Source organism: Nocardia sp. CA-135398, assembly GCF_050955845.1.
In the GTDB taxonomy this organism is placed as follows: domain Bacteria; phylum Actinomycetota; class Actinomycetes; order Mycobacteriales; family Mycobacteriaceae; genus Nocardia.
This window is the reverse complement of the sequence record NZ_CP192084.1, coordinates 742,397-757,376: the sequence shown is the minus strand read 5'-3', so window position 1 is coordinate 757,376 and position 14,980 is coordinate 742,397. Positions and strand designations below refer to the sequence as shown.

Annotated in this window: 16 protein-coding genes and 1 riboswitch; of the genes, 10 read left to right on the top strand and 6 right to left on the bottom strand. The window is 65.1% G+C overall.

Annotated features, from left to right (window positions below):
• Window positions 1–82 precede the first annotated feature (82 nt).
• Window positions 83–1,474, top strand: coding sequence for a lipase family protein (locus ACQP1T_RS03470; protein WP_433758506.1), 1,392 nt, complete (start codon window positions 83–85; stop codon window positions 1,472–1,474).
• A 135-nt stretch (window positions 1,475–1,609) separates the two neighbouring features.
• Here ACQP1T_RS03470 and thiC read toward each other — a convergent pair whose 3' ends face one another.
• Window positions 1,610–3,235 carry a phosphomethylpyrimidine synthase ThiC gene (gene thiC / locus ACQP1T_RS03465; RefSeq protein WP_433758505.1) on the bottom strand — a complete coding sequence of 542 codons (1,626 nt, stop codon included), beginning with the start codon at window positions 3,233–3,235 and terminating at the stop codon, window positions 1,610–1,612.
• A riboswitch (TPP riboswitch) is annotated at window positions 3,227–3,352 on the bottom strand. Its footprint overlaps the gene before it by 9 nt.
• A gap of 106 nt (window positions 3,353–3,458) precedes the next feature.
• On the opposite strand from thiC, the gene ACQP1T_RS03460 reads away from it, so the two are divergent.
• Window positions 3,459–3,653: a hypothetical protein gene (locus tag ACQP1T_RS03460; protein ID WP_364353751.1), complete on the top strand. Its 195-nt coding sequence runs from the start codon at window positions 3,459–3,461 to the stop codon at window positions 3,651–3,653.
• Here ACQP1T_RS03460 and ACQP1T_RS03455 read toward each other — a convergent pair.
• A complete protein-coding gene (locus ACQP1T_RS03455) occupies window positions 3,646–4,128 on the bottom strand; it encodes a VOC family protein (protein ID WP_433758504.1) in 483 nt (160 codons plus the stop codon). The genes ACQP1T_RS03460 and ACQP1T_RS03455 overlap by 8 nt on opposite strands.
• Window positions 4,129–4,195: 67 nt before the next feature.
• Window positions 4,196–4,603 (bottom strand): hypothetical protein, encoded by a 408-nt coding sequence (locus ACQP1T_RS03450; protein ID WP_433758503.1) that lies wholly within the window; start codon window positions 4,601–4,603, stop codon window positions 4,196–4,198.
• A gap of 58 nt (window positions 4,604–4,661) precedes the next feature.
• On the opposite strand from ACQP1T_RS03450, the gene ACQP1T_RS03445 reads away from it, so the two are divergent.
• Window positions 4,662–5,123 (top strand): MarR family winged helix-turn-helix transcriptional regulator, encoded by a 462-nt coding sequence (locus tag ACQP1T_RS03445; RefSeq protein ID WP_433758502.1) that lies wholly within the window; start codon window positions 4,662–4,664, stop codon window positions 5,121–5,123.
• Between the two features lie 48 nt (window positions 5,124–5,171).
• On the opposite strand, the gene ACQP1T_RS03440 is transcribed toward ACQP1T_RS03445, so the two are convergent.
• The gene (locus tag ACQP1T_RS03440; RefSeq protein ID WP_433758501.1) at window positions 5,172–6,641 is read right to left on the bottom strand and encodes an MDR family MFS transporter; all 1,470 of its coding nucleotides are present in this window, start codon (window positions 6,639–6,641) and stop codon (window positions 5,172–5,174) included.
• A 128-nt stretch (window positions 6,642–6,769) separates the two neighbouring features.
• On the opposite strand from ACQP1T_RS03440, the gene ACQP1T_RS03435 reads away from it, so the two are divergent.
• The 5 genes from ACQP1T_RS03435 to ACQP1T_RS03415 all read left to right on the top strand — a co-directional run bounded on the left by ACQP1T_RS03435 (window position 6,770) and on the right by ACQP1T_RS03415 (window position 11,145).
• Complete coding sequence (locus ACQP1T_RS03435; protein ID WP_433758500.1) at window positions 6,770–7,339, top strand: TetR/AcrR family transcriptional regulator; 570 nt, start codon at window positions 6,770–6,772, stop codon at window positions 7,337–7,339.
• 364 nt (window positions 7,340–7,703) lie between these two features.
• The gene (locus tag ACQP1T_RS03430; RefSeq protein ID WP_433758499.1) at window positions 7,704–8,180 is read left to right on the top strand and encodes a DUF1772 domain-containing protein; all 477 of its coding nucleotides are present in this window, start codon (window positions 7,704–7,706) and stop codon (window positions 8,178–8,180) included.
• 192 nt (window positions 8,181–8,372) lie between these two features.
• On the top strand, window positions 8,373–9,164 hold the full coding sequence (locus tag ACQP1T_RS03425; protein ID WP_433758498.1) for a thioesterase family protein: 792 nt from the start codon (window positions 8,373–8,375) through the stop codon (window positions 9,162–9,164).
• A 248-nt stretch (window positions 9,165–9,412) separates the two neighbouring features.
• The gene (locus ACQP1T_RS03420; RefSeq protein ID WP_433758497.1) at window positions 9,413–9,646 is read left to right on the top strand and encodes a hypothetical protein; all 234 of its coding nucleotides are present in this window, start codon (window positions 9,413–9,415) and stop codon (window positions 9,644–9,646) included.
• Entirely contained in the window at window positions 9,640–11,145 is a 1,506-nt protein-coding gene (locus ACQP1T_RS03415) for an SH3 domain-containing protein (protein WP_433758496.1), read from the top strand. The genes ACQP1T_RS03420 and ACQP1T_RS03415 overlap by 7 nt, the downstream gene beginning before the upstream one ends.
• Before the next feature lie 8 nt (window positions 11,146–11,153).
• On the opposite strand, the gene ACQP1T_RS03410 is transcribed toward ACQP1T_RS03415, so the two are convergent.
• The gene (locus ACQP1T_RS03410; protein ID WP_433758495.1) at window positions 11,154–11,801 is read right to left on the bottom strand and encodes a TetR/AcrR family transcriptional regulator; all 648 of its coding nucleotides are present in this window, start codon (window positions 11,799–11,801) and stop codon (window positions 11,154–11,156) included.
• An 85-nt stretch (window positions 11,802–11,886) separates the two neighbouring features.
• On the opposite strand from ACQP1T_RS03410, the gene ACQP1T_RS03405 reads away from it, so the two are divergent.
• Window positions 11,887–12,972 carry an epoxide hydrolase family protein gene (locus tag ACQP1T_RS03405; RefSeq protein WP_433758494.1) on the top strand — a complete coding sequence of 362 codons (1,086 nt, stop codon included), beginning with the start codon at window positions 11,887–11,889 and terminating at the stop codon, window positions 12,970–12,972.
• A 142-nt stretch (window positions 12,973–13,114) separates the two neighbouring features.
• Window positions 13,115–13,738, top strand: coding sequence for an NAD(P)-dependent oxidoreductase (locus ACQP1T_RS03400; RefSeq protein WP_433758493.1), 624 nt, complete (start codon window positions 13,115–13,117; stop codon window positions 13,736–13,738).
• 74 nt (window positions 13,739–13,812) lie between these two features.
• Here the strand turns inward: ACQP1T_RS03400 and ACQP1T_RS03395 are convergent, their stop codons facing one another.
• A complete protein-coding gene (locus tag ACQP1T_RS03395; protein WP_433758492.1) occupies window positions 13,813–14,958 on the bottom strand; it encodes a GTP-binding protein in 1,146 nt (381 codons plus the stop codon).
• Window positions 14,959–14,980 lie beyond the last annotated feature (22 nt).

Here is a 14,980-nt window from a genome sequence, read left to right as displayed (position 1 = left end):
CGGAGCAGTTTCAGAAAGAGTTCTTGTTGGTAACAGGAACCCATGTTGTAATCACTGTCACGTCGATGAGGAAGGGACAGACGTGCCAGTGATCAATGAAGATCCGACCCGCACACGTCGGCGCGGATTGCGCGTGGCCGCCGCGCTGGTATCGATGGCGATGGCATTGACGGCCGGAGGGATCACGGCCACGCCCGCCACTGCCGTGCCTGTGCCGCAACAGGATTCGTTCTATCAACCGCCGGACGGCTTCGAGACGCAGGAAGTCGGCACGATTCTGCGCTCGCGCGAGGTGCATCTCGCGGTGCTCACCGTGCTGCCGCTGAACATTCGATCGTGGCAGCTGCTCTACCGCAGCACCGATCTTTTCGGTCAGCCGACGGCCGCCGTCACCACGGTCATCCTGCCCGCGGGCGCGGATCCGAACCGCTCGCGTCCGCTGGTCTCGCTGCAGTTCTACTACGACAGCGCCAGCATCGCCTGCTCGCCGTCATTCGTGCTACAGCAGGGCACCGGACTGCCGGGTGTCGAAGGCATCCATTCACAGAGCGAACTGATCGCGATCGCCGCGCTGATCAGTCAGGGGTGGGCCATTTCGGTACCGGATTACGAGGGCCTCAACGGGCATCTGGCAGTGGCCGAGGAGCCGGGATATATGACCCTGGACGGCATTCGGGCCGCCGAGCGATTCGAACCGCTCGGCCTCGACGGCGCGAATACCCCGGTGGCGCTGTGGGGTTATTCCGGCGGCGGCATGGGCAGCGGGTGGGCCGCGGAAATCCAACCCAGCTATGCGCCGGAGCTGAACGTGAAAGGCGCCGCGCTCGGTGCGCCGGTTTCGGATGTCGAATCCCTGCTGCACGTCAACGGATCCATGTTTTCCAGCCTCATCGGCATCGGCGTCTCCTCGCTCTACAACGCCTACCCGAAGTTCCGCGAGGCGACCGATCAGTACCTGACGCCCGAGGGCAAGGCGCTGATGAACCGGACCAACTCGCAATGCCTGCCGCGCAACGCACTGACCCAGATGTTCACCGATTACCAACGGATACTGACGATTCCGATCGCGCAGTACCTCGCACTACCGGAAATCCGCGAGGTCTTCGACGCGACCGTACTCGGCAAGCACCCCCCGACCGCGCCGCTGTTCATCTATCAGGGCGTGCTGGACGAGGCCGTCCCGATCTGGACCACCGATCGCCTGAACCAGCAGTGGTGCGCGGACGGCGCGTCGATCGTCTACAAGCGCGATCACCTCAGCGAGCACCTGAGCCTCCCGTCGCTCGGCATGGCCGACACCTTCAACTGGTTGAAGTCCCGCCTGGCGCCCAACGCACCGGATCAGGTCGGCTGCCGCACCGAGAACGTGGTTTCCATGCTCGCCGATTTCAATGCGCTGCTCACCCAGATCGAGATCAATCTTAACGCCACCTTCGGCGCCCTCGGTTTTCCGATCGGACCGCGCGAACGCTGATCTCGCAACTGGTCGACAGCAATTGTGCGAATCCACTCCTGAGCGGGAGATTCTTCGTGTATCTTCCTGAATAGAAGCCCCGGACCACCCCTTGGTCCGGGGCTATCGCCATTTCAGCGGCCGCTCATCTACCGATCACGAAACCACCGGCAAGTACACCTGTGCGCCGTGGTCGGCGAATTCGGCGGACTTCTCCGCCATACCGGCTTGCAGCGCTTCGGTCTCGGTGAGACCTTGGCGCGCGGCGTATTCCCGCACGTCGGCGGAGATGCGCATGGAGCAGAACTTCGGTCCACACATGGAGCAGAAGTGCGCGGTCTTGGCGGGTTCGGCGGGGAGGGTTTCGTCGTGGTACTCGCGGGCAGTATCCGGATCGAGCGAGAGGGCGAACTGGTCGCGCCAGCGGAATTCGAACCGCGCCTTGGACAACTCGTTATCGCGGTCCTGGGCGTGCGGATGGCCTTTGGCGAGGTCGGCGGCGTGCGCGGCGATCTTGTAGGTGATCACGCCGACCTTGACGTCGTCGCGGTTGGGCAGGCCGAGGTGCTCCTTGGGGGTGACGTAGCAGAGCATGGCGGTGCCCGCCTGGGCGATGATCGCCGCGCCGATGGCCGAGGTGATGTGGTCGTAGGCCGGTGCGATATCGGTGGCGAGCGGGCCGAGGGTGTAGAACGGCGCCTCCTCGCACAGCTCCTCTTCCAGTCGCACGTTCTCCACGATCTTGTGCATCGGCACGTGACCGGGCCCCTCGATCATGACCTGCACACCATGCGATTTCGCGATCTTGGTCAGCTCGCCGAGGGTACGCAGTTCGGCGAACTGGGCCTCGTCATTGGCATCGGCGATGGAGCCGGGACGCAGGCCGTCGCCGAGGGAGAAGGTCACGTCGTAGCGCGCCAGGATCTCGCAGAGTTCGGCGAAGTTGGTGTACAGGAAGGACTCCCGATGATGCGCCAGACACCATGCGGCCATGATGGATCCGCCGCGCGAGACGATGCCGGTGACCCGCTTGGCGGTCAGCGGCACATAACGCAGCAGCACACCGGCGTGCACGGTCATATAGTCGACGCCCTGCTCGCACTGCTCGATCACGGTGTCGCGGTAGATCTCCCAGGTGAGCGCGGTCGGATCGCCGTTCACCTTCTCCAGCGCCTGATAGATCGGCACGGTGCCGACCGGGACGGGCGAGTTGCGCAGGATCCATTCACGCGTCTCGTGAATGTTCTTGCCGGTGGACAGGTCCATGATGGTGTCCGCGCCCCAGCGGGTGGCCCACACCATCTTCTCCACCTCCTCCGCGATCGAGGAGGACACGGCCGAATTGCCGATATTGGCATTGATCTTCACCAGGAACTTCTTGCCGATAATGGTCGGCTCCAGCTCCGGATGCTTGTGATTGGCCGGGATGACCGCGCGCCCCGCGGCGACCTCCTCGCGCACCAGTTCCGGCGTGACGCCCTCGCGTGCGGCGATGAAGCGCATCTCGGGGGTGACGATGCCCTGACGTGCCCAGGCCAGCTGGGTCGGCGGACCGTCGACCGCTGGCTTGGTCCAGCCGTCGCGCAACTTCGGTAGACCGGCCTCCAGATCGATGGTCGCCGTGTCGTCGGTGTACGGGCCCGAGGTGTCGTAGACGTCGAAGTGCTCGCCATTGGTCAGATTGATCCGACGCACCGGAATGCGCAGGTCATCGACCTCTTGATAGTGCTTGACGCTGCCTTCGATCGGACCGGTGGTCACGGAGTCGACAGGTGTGCCCATGAATATCCTCCCTACGCCGGCATTACCCGGTCAGGTTCATACGGTCGACGGCCCTGAACGCCCGAATGGGCTAGCCGTCCTCTCAGCCCGCTGGTGCGAGCCCCCGTTGGTGTGTGAATTTCCCGCCCGACGATACCTTTCCACGTCCGCACCCCGCCGGGCGATCGGAGGAACATACAGCGAAGCGCCCGAGGCCCGACCGGGCGCCGGTACATTCCTCAGGGTGAAATTCATCCTCGAGGTAGATCTGGATGTCCTGCCCGAAGGCGTGGCGGCGCCGGCCGATCTCGCCGATGAGCTCGGCCGGATCCTGCGCTATTGGGGCGGCAATATGAAGCACTACCAGATCACCGAGGGTGACAGCTCCGCGATCTACAACTCCGGATACCGCGAGGTCGGATCCTGGCAGATCAGCTGATCTTGCCCTCGTAGGCGTCGCGCATGCCTTGCAGATCGATCTTCTGCATACCGAGCATCGCCTGCATCGCGCGGTTCGCGGCCGCGCGATCGGTACTGCCCAGCAGGGTGTCGGCTTCGACGGGCCAGATCTGCCAGGGAATACCGTATTTGTCGTTGAGCCAACCGCATTCGATCGGCTGGCCGCCGTCGGCGAGCAGTGCCGTCCAGAGCCGGTCGACCTCGTCCTGGCTGTCACAGTTGACCAGCAGCGACATGGCGTGGGTGTAGTGGTAGTCGCCGCCGCCGTTGATAGCGGTGAACTTCTGTCCGTTGAGTTCGAAATCGACGAGCATGGTGAGCCCGGCTTCGCGCGGCCCCACCTCGGAGTAGGGCACGACATTGGTGATCTTGGAATCCTCGAACAGCGAACAGTAGAACTCGGCGGCCTCCTCGGCCTGAGTGTCGTACCAGAGGTTCGTGACGATCTTCTGCATGGTGGTCCTCCCGATCGGTGTGCCTGTGTTAGTGCCGACGGTGCTGGCGGACGGAATTCATCGCCCGTCAGTAGGACTGGAGCTCGATCAGGGTACCCGCCGGATCGCGCAGGTGGGCCGAGCGCAGGTTCGGGCCCCAGTTCGGTCGATCGGCCGCGGCCGCGGCCAGGGTCGCGCCGTTGCGCAGGCACAGGTCGAGGCCCGCGTCGACGTCGGGCACTCGGCAGACGAACATCACGGCATCTTGCGCGGGGGCGGCGGTGCCGGGCAGCTCGGTGGTGCCGACGACTTCGGACATCGCGCCGCGGTCGAAGAGCACGAGTACCGCTTGGTCGTCGACATCCCAGTTCGCGTAGGGGCCCGCCGAGGTGCCTTTGATCAGCTTCGCGCCGATGAGCTGCGGCAGGACGGCGTGGTAGAAGTCGAAGCATTCGGCGAAATGGGTGACGAGCAGTCTCGGGTACAGGGCGTCCACTCGGTCTCCTTATCAGTAGGTGCGGACCTATCGTAGGTGCCACCCTATAATTTGTCGCATGGATTCCATGCGCGCACTTCCGCCGAGCCTGCTCGGGCTCGAGACCTACCTGCTGTCACGGGTGGGCAAGCTCGCGCGGGGACGGTTCGCCGATCGGCTCGCGGAGCGCGGACTTCGGCTGTGGCATATGGCGGTACTCGCAGCGCTCGCCGATTTCGGGCCGCATGTGCAGCGCGATCTCGGCATTCGGCTGGATATCCATCCGAGCGATGTGGCGAAGATCGTCGACGAATTGGCCAGTGCCGGTCAGGTCGAACGCACGCGCGATCCAGACGATCGTCGTCGAATGTCGGTGCGGATCACCAGGACCGGTCGGGCTTTGCTGCGAGCCCTCGACAAGGAGGCGGGACAGGTACGCGATGAGATTCTCGCTCCGCTCCGCCCCGAAGAGCGAATGGTGCTGGGAGACATGCTGCTTCGGCTATTCGAGCACACCCACCCGGATGCCGTAGCGGACTGATTCGCGCCTGCCCGATCTCAGTGTGACCGGGCAGGCGCGGTGGTCATTTCAGGCCGCGGCCTTGGTTTCGGGCTTGTCGATAGCAACCGGCTCAGGAGCCTTGCCGCGCAACGGAACTTCTTCGATGAACCAGGCGATCAGGAAGCCGAGTGCGCAGATCGCGGCGGCGGCCAGGAAGACATGTCCGGTGCCGGTGGCGAAGGCCGCTAGGTAGCCGTGCCCCTCGGTGGGCACATGGCCGTGCAGCGTCCTGGTGAACAGGGATCCGAAGGCCGCCACGCCGATGGATCCGCCCAGCGTGCGGAACAGCGTGACCGCACCGGATGCCGCGCCGATATTCGCCATCGCCACACTGTTCTGTGCGACGGCGGTGGACAGCTGCATGGAGAAGCCGAGTCCGGTGCCGAGTAGCGCCATGGCGAAACCCGTTGTCAGCCGACCGGTTTCGGCATCGACGGTGGCAAGCAGTACCGCGCCCACGGTGAGGAACAGCCCGCCGAGGATGAAGAAGATCTTGTACTTGCCGGTCGCGGTCATCCGCTTGCCGACGATTTGGGAGACAACGAGCAGCGGTATCATCATCGGCAACAGGAGCAGTCCGGAGTTCGCGGCCGAAGCGCCCTGCACCGTTTGCTGGAATAGCGGCAGATACAGTACCGATCCGAACATGATCACGCCGCCGACCAGTGCGGTCAGTGCCGCCAGAGTGAGATTGCGGGTGCGGAAGATCCGCAGCGGAATGACCGGATCGGCAGCCCGGCGTTCGATGACGAGGAATGCGGCCGAGGCGGCCACCGCGAGCACGGCCAAGCCGATGATCTGCGCCGAGAGCCATGCGTAGTCGACACCGCCCCAGGTCGCGATCAATACCAGGGCGGCAATCGCGACCGTCAGCGTGAGAATGCCCGCGTAGTCGATGGTCACTTTCCTGCGCAGGACGGGCAGTTCGAGCCGCCACCACGACCAGGCGAAGGCCAACAGGCCCAGCGGAATATTGATGTAGAAGGCCCAGCGCCAGTCGAGTCCGTCGGTGATCACACCGCCGAGCAGCGGTCCGCCGATGGTGCCGACGGCCATCGCGGTCGCGGTCATGCCTTGGTACTTTCCGCGTTCGCGCGGCGGGACCAATGCGCCGATCACGGCGAATGCGGTGACCGCGATGCCGCCCGCGCCGAGGCCCTGCACTGCGCGGAATCCGATCAGCGCGGGCATCGACCAGGATGCGCCCGCCAGCACCGAGCCGATCAGAAACACACCAATTGCACTGAGGAACACGGTTTTTCGGCTGTACAGATCGCCGAGTTTCGCCCATACCGGAGTCGATATCGCCGACAGCAGGGTGTAGGCCGTCACCACCCACGCGACGTGGGACAGGCCGCCCAATTCGCGCACGATCGTCGGCATCGCGGTGCCGACGATCGCGTTGTCCAACATTGCCAGCAGCATCGCCAGCAGCACCCCGGCCAATACCGATCGGATCTGTCGCGCGCTGTTCGTCTCGGTCATTTCTGCGGACATGGCCGCTCACCTCCTTCGAGTCTCGGCGGCTTCGGGAGCAGCCGACCTACCACAGAAAACCATATCCGCTACAAAAGTACAACTGCTCCGACTTTAGTGCCGATAGCCCAAACGGGTACAGTTGTGGCATGACCGCGACGATCGGGCGCAGGGAGCGCAAGAAGGCGCAGACGCGCCAGGCCTTGGCCGATGCCGCGACAAAGCTGTTCACCGAACGCGGCTACGACAATGTCGGCGTCCGTGAGGTCGCCGAGGCGGCGGATGTGTCGCTGAGCACGCTGTTCAAGCATTTCCCCAGTAAGGAATCCCTCGTCTTCGACCTGGACGCGGATATCGAGGCCGATTTGGTCGCGGCCGTTCGCGACCGGCCCGCCGGAGCATCGGTCATCCACGCCGTGCGCGACTATCTGATGCGCACCCGCACCGCGCGCAATGACGATCCCGCCATCGTGGCCTTTCATCGACTCGTCGACTCGACGCCCGCGCTGCGCGAGTACGCCCACCAGATGCTGCTGCGACACGAATCCGCATTGGCGGCCGCGATAGCCGAGGCGACCGGCGCACCGGAGGACGATCTCGCCGCCGCGGGACTCGCCCACTTCGCACTGGAGGCCGCCAAAGTCGCTCGCACCAGGGAAGATCCGGTGAGCGCGTTCCGCGAGTTGTTCGATCTACTCGAAAATGGATTCGGTCAGTAGTTTCCGGCGACCCGAAATCCCCTTGGGCACCATCCACACCGAACCCCCTGATTCCCGCCGAGATGTGTGAGGCGGTCGCCAGATACATCGAATGCGTCGCACGCCGAGGATTTGATCGCGCATCGAATCATTCAGGTTCCACCTAGCCCACGCCCTTAAAGATCATCACCACACAGCGGAGCCGACCATCACCACGGCACCGCCGATGACGAGCGGGGCCGATCGATTGCCAGCCGCGGCGCGAGGTCGCCGCGACCATCCGGCGCCAGTAGCAACGGGCTCACAATGCAGCGATACGGGTTGACGCACTGATCTAGCGTTGCTAGATTCTCTAACAACGCTACAGCAGAGAACGGAACAGCTCATGATCACCACACTCATCCAGGTCGTCGCCATCGTCTCGGTCCTCGCGAACGCCGTCGTCTACGGCACCGACGCCTGCTTCGCCCTGATCACGCGGTCGGTGTACGACAAGCTGGACGACCGCACCGTGACCATGTCGGCGGGGTGGGGTCACTACTACGGTGACCGCCGAATGCCGATCGTCGGCATCAGTGGTGTGGTAACCGCCGTTGCGGCAACGGCTCTCGCGGCCATCGGCGGCCACGCGGCGGCGGCGGTCGCGGCGGGTATCGCCGTGCTGGCGCTGGTGACCTGGCTCGGAATCTACGTTCGGGTCGCGAAGCCGGTGAACACCCAGCAGACCGCCGCGGCGCACTCCGGCGTCATTCCGGCGAATGCCCGTGCGCTGCAGGACAAGTGGAACAGCGTGATCAACGGCCGGGTAGCCCTGCAGTTCGTTGCCGTCGCCGCACTCTGCGCGACGATCGCGCTCGCCTGACGCATCTCATCGAAAAACCCTGTTTCGGCGTGCAAAGTGCCGCCGAAACAGGGTTTTTCGTTTGCCCGAGGTGTTCGTCAACATGTCGCCCTCGCCTTCGGCCGGGCATAGCGGTGGCGGCCGATCGCCGCCGAGTAGCGTCGTAGCAGAATCGTTAACCGTACGAACAACCCAGCGGAACGGGACAACGACGTGACCGACGCCTTCTACACCCCAGATCCGGCGAATCCGGATCGGTTCGTCTCGACCGAACTGACCCGCGGTCCGTGGTCGCCCGACGCCCAGCATGCCGGACCACCGTCGGCGCTGCTCGGGCACGCCATCGAGCGGTGTGCGCCGCGGGCCGGATTCCAGATCGGGCGGGTCGCGGTGGAAATCCTCGGCCCGGTTCCCTTGCAGCCGCTGACGGTGACGACCAGTGTGGCCCGCCCCGGACGCAGCGTGGAGCTGATCGAGGCGACCTTGTCCACCGATCGCGGACCGGTCATGCGAGCCAATGCCTGGCGATTCAAACTCGCCGAGCCCGAGCTCGAATTGCCCGAGCGGTTTCTGCCGACCGGTGTCCGTCCCGGACCGGATCAGGCGGTGCCCTCGCACTTTCCGTCGACCCAGTCCGTCGGTTTTCACACCGGTATCGACTACCGCTTCGTCGCCGGGTCCTTCGAAGATCCCGGCCCGGCGATCTGCTGGATCAGGCTGAAGTATCCGATCGTCGCGGGTACTACGCCGAGTCCGCTGGAACGCACTCTCGCCGCGGCGGATTCGGGCAACGGCGTCAGCCGGGTGCTGGATTGGAACCAATACCTGTTCATCAATACCGATCTCACGGTCACCCTGCACCGACAGCCGGTCGGCGAATGGGTCTGCCTGGATGCCGCCACCTATCCCCAACCGCACGGCATCGGCTTGGCCGAGTCGGCGCTCTTCGACGAAAAGGGCCCGCTCGGCCGAAGCACCCAAACGCTGTTCCTGGGACCGCGCTAGCTCGGCTGCGACCCGCCGCGCCCGTACAGCCGGATCGGGTTGCGCGGCAGATGCGGACCAAGGCTGAAGCGCCGCCGACCGGATCCGAACTGCGCAGGTCGAGACCACCGAACGGCATGTTGCTGAGCAATCGCCGCATGTGAAACCATAAATGTGATTCGGTCGACCCAAGAACCCTGATGACTGGACACCCGGCAGCAAACCGCGCACCGCGGACACCGGGCCCGGCGACCGATACCACTCGCGCAATGGTTCGCGGTCCGGGTCTTGCTGAATTTTGCGCCCTGCTCGGCGTGCTTGCGGTCGCGCCGCTACCGGCCTGGAGCGACCGGGCGTTGCGGTTGCCGACGAAGGTGCGCGAGCGCCCGTACCTGGGCTTCTTCGGCCGCCGCGGCATCCTGCGCAGCCAGGACGGTGCGGTAATGCCCACCGAGCCGCTGTCGCGCAGCGGCCAGGGCGCGGGAAGGAGTCGACGATGTTGATGCGCTTCCGACTGGCCCCGGACCAACTCGCCGCGGCCGTGTCCATCGCTGGGCTGAAGCCGGGACCGCAGTCCGCCCTGCCGCTGACGACCCCGCCGGACGACCCGGTAGCGACGCTGCGGGACACCGGACTGCTCGAAGCGGACGACCGACTCACCGGACCCGCGGCGGGAGCACTGCGGATCGCCGCCGATCCCGCCCACACCACATCCATCACCACCAACCACGTCGGGCAGGACGACTGGATAGCGGCGCTGGTGCTGCGCGGGGACGAAGACGACACCTTCGTCATGCAGGCCGGAACCGGCGACGACGGCTTCGATTTCACCATCGTGCCGACGCTCACCCAGGCCACCTCGCTGGTCGACCAACTGCTCGATCTCAGCTCCTACGGCCCCGGATTCGCATCACCGCCGATCGACCTCGATCTCATCGCATTCGCCGCACTGCTCGCCGCCGCCGATGCGGCCCAAGAGGCCCGCCTGGCCGGGGTCCTGCGTCGAAACGTCGCGCCCGGACCGCTGGAGTTGCGGGCACTCGAGCTGGAGGAGCAACTCGCCAAGGGACTGGCCTCTGGCGACACCCGTTGGGCCTTGTCCGCCACCCAGGCAGCCGCACCGGTATCGCTCGCGGCGGCGGCCGGTCGGATGCCGGAAGGACTGGCGCGGCTGGCGTTGCTCGGCCTGGTCCGACTGGAGGCGCTCGGTAGCTATCGATTCACCGATGCCGGGACCGCCGTGGCGCGGTCGTTCGGTCAGCTGTTGACGATCGGGAGCATAGCCGTAATGACCGGTGCGGCAACGAAAAAGGACGCGCTCGCCCATTTCACGGTGTTCCGTTCCACATTCACGACCCGGTTCGCGGTGTGGAGCGGGCTGACGGCACGCAATCCACGTGTCGAATTGTTCGAGACCACAACCGAAGTCGCGCTCCGTCTGGTGCGAGATGTGCTGGATCCCGCGGTGGTCAAGCCGTTCGCCGGTGGCATACCGGCATTCGACGCGTCCGCCGTACCCACGGAGGTCGTGCCGGTGGTCGAGCGCGGCGGCACAGCGGCGTTTCATCCGACCCACCAGGTGCCCGACAACGGCATGCCCGCATGGGCCGATCCCGACTCGACGCGGCCGCCCGTCGCCCACATCGACCCGCGGGTCGAACTGGAGATCCTCGAGCGCTCCGGCGACTGGGCGCATATCGCCTGCAACAACGGCTGGACCGGATGGGTCGACGGCCGCGCCATCGAACCCCTCGCCGCACCCTGGTACCCGACCCACCTGGTACCCGAGGGCGGATTGGACGCATGGGCCGCACCCGATCCGAGCCTCGGCCCTCTCACCAGCATCGATCCCGGCGTCGAACTCCAGATCCTCGGCCGCGCCGGGGACTGGGCGCATATCGCCTGCAACAACGGTTGGACCGCATGGGTCGACGGCCGCGCGATCCAACCCCTCGCACGGCCCGACGCATCCTGGACATCCACCGGCAACAAGCACGCCTGATGTCCCGGTCACAAGCGCGGTTTCCAGCGCCACGCGAATTCGCCCGCCTCCGGCGGTGGACCGGGCAGTTCACCTTTTCCCGAGAGCCCCGCGATCAGCATGGCGAGCACGCGCCTGCGTAGTTCCGCGGTTCGGGCCTGGTCCGGCATGGCGATGGCCGCGCAGGATTCCAGGACGAGACCGAGGTCGTTGGCATTGGCATCAGCACGCAGCCGACCGGAAGCGTGTGCACGCCGCACCAGTTCTTCGGTGACCTCACCCGAATGCGTGACGTCCGGGAGCATCGAATCGTCCGGTGTGAACGTGCCTGCCAGATGCACGGTCAGCGAGTGCACATCCGCGTCGACCACCCGCTCCAGGAACCCGACCAGGCCGCGCCAGCCATCCGAATCCTCCAGTGCCGCATCGGCTTCGGCGTTATAGCGACGCAGACCCTCATGGCAGAGGGTGCGCAGCAGCACCTCCTTACTCGGATAGCGGCGATAGAGGGCGCTGATGCCAACGCCCGCGCGCTCGGCGACGGCGGCGATGGGGGCATTGGCATCGGCGAGGAAGACCGCGCGGGCGGCCTCGAGGATGAGCCCGTCATTGCGGGCGGCCTGCGCCTTGCGCCCGGGCAGACCCTTCCGAGCTGGGGCATCGGATGTTTTCGGCATGAGTTCAGATTAGCACTTGAAACGGAATGATCCGTTCTGATACCGTTTAAACAGAACGAAGCATTCCGTTTCACAAGGAGTAGAGATGAACGCCATCACCCCCTTCACCATCCAGATCGACCAAGCCGAGCTGGACGACCTGCAGAACCGGCTGGCCCGTACCCGCTGGGCGGATCAGATTCCGGGTTCGGATGACACCTACGGGGTGAGCGTGGATCGGGTGCGGCATCTGGTGAACTACTGGCGCGACGGGTTCGACTGGCGCGAGGTCGAGGCGAAACTGAACGCCTACCCGCAGTTCAGCACCGAGATCGACGGTCAGAACATCCACTTCCTGCACGTGAAGTCGCAGCAGGACAATGCCTTTCCGCTGATCCTGACCCACGGGTGGCCGGGCACGTTCGTCGAATTCCTCGGTGTCATCGAGCCGTTGACGGCGGCCGGATTCGATCTGGTCATTCCGTCGGTGCCGGGCTACGGATTCTCCGGTCCGACAACGGAATCCGGCTGGAACGATCAGCGCATCGCCAAGGCTTGGGCCGAGCTGATGCGGCGGCTCGGGTATGCGAAGTACGGCGCCGTAGGCAATGACGGTGGTGCGCAGATCTCACCGGAACTCGGGCGGGTAGCGCCGGAAAACGTTGTCGGCATTCAGGTTTCGCAGGTGTACTCGTTCCCGTCCGGCGATCCGACGGAACTGGCCGACCTCACCGAGGACGAGCAGCAGTCGCTGGCGACGCTGGATTGGTTCGTCAAAAACAAGATGGGCTTCAATATCCTGCAGTCGCAGCAGCCGCAGACGCTGGCGCATGCGCTGATGGATTCGCCGACCGGGCTGATCGGCTGGAACAGCCAGCTGCTCGGTCCGGATCTGGACGACGAATTCGTGCTCACCAATATCGCGATCCATTGGCTCACCGGCACCGCCGGCTCCGCGATTCGGCACTACTTCGAGAAGGCCAAGGCGGAGCAGCCGACCGAACCGACCACGGTCCCGCTGGCATTGTCCGGATCGAATGGTGATTTCCACGGGATCCGCCGGTTCGCGGACCGCGATCACGCCAATATCGTGTCCTGGAAGACCCATGACGTGTACACCCACTACCTGCACCACGTCGCGCCCGCTTTGATGGCCGGTGAGATCACCGAGTTCTTCGCGCAGTACCGCTGATCGTCGGCCCGCGTCCCGATTTCGGGGCGCGGGCTCAGACACGTGCGTATGTCTTCGAGACGCACGGCCATGGTTCGTCTCGTTCTCCGTTGATGTACTGGATTCACCAACAGCTCAACAACTTCCAACACAGGAGAACATCATGCGCATCGCAGTCTTCGGAGCCACCGGCACCGTCGGTCGGCTGGTCGTCGAGCAGGCGCTCGAACAGGGCCACGAGGTCACCGCTTTTACTCGCAATGCGGCGAGTGTGCAGCAGCGGCACGAGCGGCTGCACATCGTCGAGGGCGATGTACTCGATACGAATTCGGTGGAGCGGGCCGTGGTCGGGCAGGACGCGGTGCTGATCTCGCTGGGCGCGGGCCGTAAGGGCGTCATCCGGGCCGAGGGCACCCGCGCGGTACTCGAGGCGATGAACCGGACCGGGGTGCGGCGCCTGATCTGCCAGACCACTCTCGGTGTCGGCGACAGCCGCGGCAACCTGAACTTCCTCTGGAAGTACGTGATGTTCGGGATGCTGCTGCGCGAGGCCTACGCCGACCACGTCGAGCAGGAAAAATACGTCCGCGCCAGCAACCTGGACTGGACCATCGTCCGCCCGAGCGCCTTCACCGACGGCCCGCGCACCGACGCCTACCGCCAGGGCTTCCCCGCCGACGCCAAGGGCCTGTCCCTCAAAATTTCCCGCGCCGACATCGCCGCCTTCATGCTCACCCAACTCACCGACCCCACCTACACCCACCAGTCCCCCGGCATCTCCAACTAGTGACCGAGAATGCGGTGGTGGCGGGGCGCTCTCGACGTTTGCCCGCATGGATGCATGGTGAGCAGTCGTCCAGGTCAGTGCTGGTGGAGGGCGCCCCAGGCGGGGAAGGGGTCGGGGTAGGTGGTCCAGGTGGTGGGGCCCGCGCTGAGTTCGTCGTCGGTGAGGAGGGCGGCGTCGAGGAGGGCGCGGATGTGGGTGGTGTCGAGTTTGATGCCGATGAAGACGATTTCCTGGCCGGCGGGAACTTCCAGGGCGGACCACCAGGCGGCGGGTTCGAAGGTCAGGTTGGGACCGGCTTGGGACCAGATGGCGGCGAGTTCGGGGCGACTGGCGAACCAGCAGAAACCCTTGCTGCGCAACAGCCCTCGGAGTTGGGTGAGGGCATCGGCGAGGCGTTCGGGGTGGAAGGGACGCTCGGCGGTGTAGGTGAGGCTGCGGATGCCGTATTCCTCGGTTTCCGGGGTGTGGCCGCCCGCCAGTTCCTCGGCCCAGCCATCGGATTCGGCGGCGACGACGGGGTTGTAGCGGCCGGTCGCGAGGACCTCCGCGAGATCCACCGCTGCATTCTCGGTGCGCAGCACATGGGCGCGCGGATTCAGTCGTCGCACAGTCGCTTCCACGGTTCCGGCGGCAGCAGTGCTGACCAGGTCGGTCTTGTTGATCAGCAGGACATCGGCGAATTCGACCTGATCGACGAGTAGGTCGGCGATGGTGCGCGTATCGCCTTCGCCCGCTTCGAGATTCCGCTCGGCGAGGCCCTGCCCGCGGGCGATTTCGGCGAGGAAGGTCGAGGCGTCCACCACGGTGACCATGGTGTCCAGGCGAGCGATATCGCCGAGTTTGAAGCCGTCCTCGAATTCCCAGTCGAAGGTCGCGGCGACCGGCATCGGCTCGGAAATGCCCGTTGATTCGATGACCAGCTGATCGAAGCGGCCCGCGCGAGCGAGTTTGCCCACCGCCTCGATCAGATCCTCGCGCAGTGTGCAGCAGATGCAGCCATTCGTCAGTTCGACCAGCTTCTCCTCGGTGCGATCGAGATGGCCCTGACCGGCGACGAGCGCGGCATCGATATTGACCTCGCTCATGTCATTGACGATGACCGCGACGCGGCGACCGTCCCGATTGGCCAGGATGTGGTTGAGCAGAGTCGTCTTGCCCGCGCCCAGGAAGCCGGAGAGCACGGTGACGGGCAGCAGGTCAGGAGTCGGTGAAGTGGTCACACCTTAATGATAATGGTTTTCA

Excerpts from the sequence above, each read along its gene's own strand:
- thiC (WP_433758505.1), bottom strand. The coding sequence starts at position 3,235 with ATGGGCACACCTGTCGACTCCGTGACCACCGGTCCGATCGAAGGCAGC.
- ACQP1T_RS03455 (WP_433758504.1), bottom strand. The coding sequence starts at position 4,128 with ATGCAGAAGATCGTCACGAACCTCTGGTACGACACTCAGGCCGAGGAG.
- ACQP1T_RS03445 (WP_433758502.1), top strand. The coding sequence starts at position 4,662 with ATGGATTCCATGCGCGCACTTCCGCCGAGCCTGCTCGGGCTCGAGACC.
- ACQP1T_RS03440 (WP_433758501.1), bottom strand. The coding sequence starts at position 6,641 with ATGTCCGCAGAAATGACCGAGACGAACAGCGCGCGACAGATCCGATCG.
- ACQP1T_RS03435 (WP_433758500.1), top strand. The coding sequence starts at position 6,770 with ATGACCGCGACGATCGGGCGCAGGGAGCGCAAGAAGGCGCAGACGCGC.
- ACQP1T_RS03430 (WP_433758499.1), top strand. The coding sequence starts at position 7,704 with ATGATCACCACACTCATCCAGGTCGTCGCCATCGTCTCGGTCCTCGCG.
- ACQP1T_RS03420 (WP_433758497.1), top strand. The coding sequence starts at position 9,413 with ATGGTTCGCGGTCCGGGTCTTGCTGAATTTTGCGCCCTGCTCGGCGTG.
- ACQP1T_RS03415 (WP_433758496.1), top strand. The coding sequence starts at position 9,640 with ATGTTGATGCGCTTCCGACTGGCCCCGGACCAACTCGCCGCGGCCGTG.
- ACQP1T_RS03410 (WP_433758495.1), bottom strand. The coding sequence starts at position 11,801 with ATGCCGAAAACATCCGATGCCCCAGCTCGGAAGGGTCTGCCCGGGCGC.
- ACQP1T_RS03405 (WP_433758494.1), top strand. The coding sequence starts at position 11,887 with ATGAACGCCATCACCCCCTTCACCATCCAGATCGACCAAGCCGAGCTG.
- ACQP1T_RS03400 (WP_433758493.1), top strand. The coding sequence starts at position 13,115 with ATGCGCATCGCAGTCTTCGGAGCCACCGGCACCGTCGGTCGGCTGGTC.